Raw genomic sequence first — 3,131 nt, forward strand, 5'->3', positions numbered from 1 at the left:
TCCGTGCATGAAAGTCTGATCCGATCTCTTGAATCGGACTCTAACGATATCCTTCCGCGGGAATACGCCCGTTTCGGAATGCGGCTATTCGTTTTTCGGGAGGCGCGCGATTGATGCCGTCATTCCGGGTCACACACACGGCCGTCATCACCCGCTCATGCGGGTGATCCAGTATCCCAGAGGCGGTTGCGGTCTAGCCGAGAAGCCGCGGCGTACTGGATCCCCCGCTTTCGCGGGGGATGACCACCTCTGCTCTGCTAGAGCGACCGAATGCTCCACTACAGCGACAATGGCGCGGTCGCGTCGTCGAGCCACACTTTGGTGGCCTCGTCGACATGGGGGCGGACGGCGTGGCGCACATCGGCGTGGTAGTCGTTGAGCCAGCCGAGCTCATCCGCGCTCAGCATGTTGAGGTCGATCAGGCCGCGGTCGATCGGCGCCAGCGTCAGCGTCTCGAACGCGTTCACCGGCTTCTCTGAGCCCGTGATGTCGGCGGCCACGACCAGTTCCAGATTTTCGATCCGGATGCCGAAGCCGTTAGTCTTGTAATAACCGGGCTCGTTGGACAGGATCATGCCACGCCGCAGCGGCGTGGTGCCGAGCTTGGAAATCCGCGCCGGGCCTTCATGCACCGACAAATAGCTGCCGACGCCATGGCCGGTGCCGTGTTCGAAATCGATGCCGGCCTGCCACAGGAATTGCCGCGCCAGCGTATCGAGCTGGGCGCCGGTGGTGCCGTCGGGGAAGCGCGCGCAGGCGATCGCGATATGGCCGCGCAGCACGCGGGTGAAGCGGTCGCGCATCTCCGGCGTCGGGGCGCCGATCGCGATGGTGCGCGTGACATCGGTGGTGCCGTCTTCATATTGCGCGCCGGAATCGATCAGCAAGAGATCGCCCGGCGCGATCCGCCGGTTGGTTTTGCGGGTAACGCGGTAGTGCACGATGGCGCCATTCGGTCCGGTGCCGGCGATGGTCGGGAACGAGACGTCCTTCAAGGCGCCGGTGTCGCGGCGGAAGGTTTCCAGCGCCTCGACGGTATCGATCTCGGTCAGCGCGCCGGAGGGCGCCTCGCGGTCGATCCAGGCCAGGAAGCGCGCCAGCGCCACCGCGTCGCGCCGATGCGCGGTTCTGGCGCCCTCGATCTCGGTCGGGTTCTTGACGGCCTTGAGCAGGCTGACGGGATCATTGCCGCGCACCGGCTTGCCGCCGGCCGCCAAGATCAGGCGGCTCAGCGCGTCGGCGGCGGTGGCGCTGTCGAGCGCGATCAAGGCCCCGCTTCGCGCGAGTTCGATGAGTTTGGGCGTCAGCGCGTCCGGTTCGGCGACATCGGCGGTCTGTTCGAGATGGTCGCGGGCGCTGTTGGAGAGTTTACGGTGATCGATGAAGACGATGGGACGGCCGTCCTTCGGCACCAGCGCGTAGGACAGCGGCAGCGGCGTATGCGAGACGTCGGCGCCGCGGATGTTGAAGGTCCATGCCACCGCGTGCGAATCCGACAGCACCAGCGCCTCGACGCCCAGGCGTGCGATTTCCTGGTGAATCCGGCCGAGTTTTGCGCGCTCCGCTTCGCCCGAAAATTGCGGGCCGTGAACGGCCACCGCGCCGAGCGGCGGGGCAGGGCGCTCGGTCCACACCGAATCCAGCGGATTGCTGTCGACGGCGATCAGTTCCGCGCCCGCCTTGGCGCAGGCCGCGGCCAGCCGCTCGGTGGCCGCCGAGGTATGCAGCCAGGGATCGAACCCGAGACGGTCGCCGGCGACCAGGTGTTTGGCGAGCCAGCTCTCGGGCGGCGGATCGACCAGCGATTCGACGTTCCAGGCCCTGGTATCGACCTGCTTGGCCGCCTGCAGCGTATAGCGGCCATCGACGAACACCGCGGCTTCCCGGCTGAGCACGATGGCGAGCCCGGCGGATCCGGTAAAGCCGGTGAGCCAGGCCAGCCGCTCTTCGGAGGGGGCGACATATTCGTTTTGCTGCTGATCGGCGCGGGGAACCACGAAGCCGGTCAGCTTGCGCCGCGCCAGTTCCTCGCGGAACGCGGACAGCCGTGCCGTCAGCGCCACGCCGCCTTCGGGTTCTTCGAACGTCTGGAAATGGGCTTCGAACATCCCGGCTACTCTAGGAGCAGGTGAAGAAGTCCGCAATGCGACGCAAATTGCTTTTGATTTGGGATAACTTATGCTTGAATTACGGTGCCTGCATTAGACGGGGATAAAACGGTTGGTGTCACAAACCATTCGTCTGACGCGGCCCGGGAGAATGCCAGGAGTGTTTCAACTCAACGATGAGGGGAACCACCATGCCTGCCTTTACGTTTGAGAAGATCTCGCCCCCGGTCGGCGGGCCTGCTTCGTCCGTGGCAAATGGCTCTGTTCCGTCGATCGCCAAAAAGCAGCGCGGCGTCATCATTCAAATCCTGGATCGTTTCGTCGAGACCCGCGTCAAGCGCAGCTTGCTCGAGGAAAAGGGCGTTATCAACCGCCGCTCGCCGAAATAACGGGGTCAGGCACGTATTAAAGTCAAATAGTAACGGCGACCCATGCTCTCTACGAGCGGAGGTCATTGTTCGCCTTCCGGCGCGGATGCCTTCATCACGCTGACGCTCAGGACCCGCATTCCCTCGATTTCACGCACAATGCGTTGATCTGGACCTACGACGCCAAGATCGAACTCCCGATCGGGCGTGACAAGCGTCATCCTTTGCCCGACGATGACGACCACCGTGACGTCATGGGTTTCGCCAGATGCGGCCCATTGGTGGATTTCGCTCCGAAACGGCTCCTTGCGCCAAGCGTCGGGGAAGCCGGGGTCGCACCTGACTTCGATGCCGTCTTCCGAGGTCGTCAAAACAAGCTTTGATTTACTCGGTTTCCAGTGCTGGTTCAGGTGGTCATTCAGCAGCCAAAGACAGCTGAAGGTCTGACATTCGGCGGGCCGGTTGGAATAGATCAGACAACCGCGTCCCGGTTCGCAATGCGGGCACCAGGAATTTTGCGGTTTTACGAGTTCTTCGATCGCCATCACCTTGCAGCACAGCGTGCAGTCGCCGCATGTCTTTGTTGCAGACGCTGCGGTCATGGGCGTACCCGGTCCTTACCCCGCGTGGCGCATCAAGAGGCTGCTCCAGCCCT

At 63.5% G+C, this 3,131-nt stretch carries 3 protein-coding genes; 1 reads left to right on the forward strand and 2 read right to left on the reverse strand.

Going from position 1 to position 3,131, the window contains the following annotated elements; genetic code table 11:
• Positions 1-278: 278 nt before the first annotated feature.
• Positions 279-2,108, reverse strand: coding sequence for an aminopeptidase P family protein (locus ABR948_RS29295; protein ID WP_428124774.1), 1,830 nt, complete (start codon positions 2,106-2,108; stop codon positions 279-281).
• Between the two features lie 191 nt (positions 2,109-2,299).
• On the opposite strand from ABR948_RS29295, the gene ABR948_RS29300 reads away from it, so the two are divergent.
• Positions 2,300-2,497: a hypothetical protein gene (locus ABR948_RS29300; RefSeq protein ID WP_428124776.1), complete on the forward strand. Its 198-nt coding sequence runs from the start codon at positions 2,300-2,302 to the stop codon at positions 2,495-2,497.
• A 62-nt stretch (positions 2,498-2,559) separates the two neighbouring features.
• Here ABR948_RS29300 and ABR948_RS29305 read toward each other — a convergent pair whose 3' ends face one another.
• Positions 2,560-3,021 carry a hypothetical protein gene (locus tag ABR948_RS29305; protein WP_428124778.1) on the reverse strand — a complete coding sequence of 154 codons (462 nt, stop codon included), beginning with the start codon at positions 3,019-3,021 and terminating at the stop codon, positions 2,560-2,562.
• Positions 3,022-3,131: the final 110 nt, after the last annotated feature.

This window comes from Bradyrhizobium sp., from assembly GCF_050014615.1.
Taxonomy (GTDB): domain Bacteria; phylum Pseudomonadota; class Alphaproteobacteria; order Rhizobiales; family Xanthobacteraceae; genus Bradyrhizobium.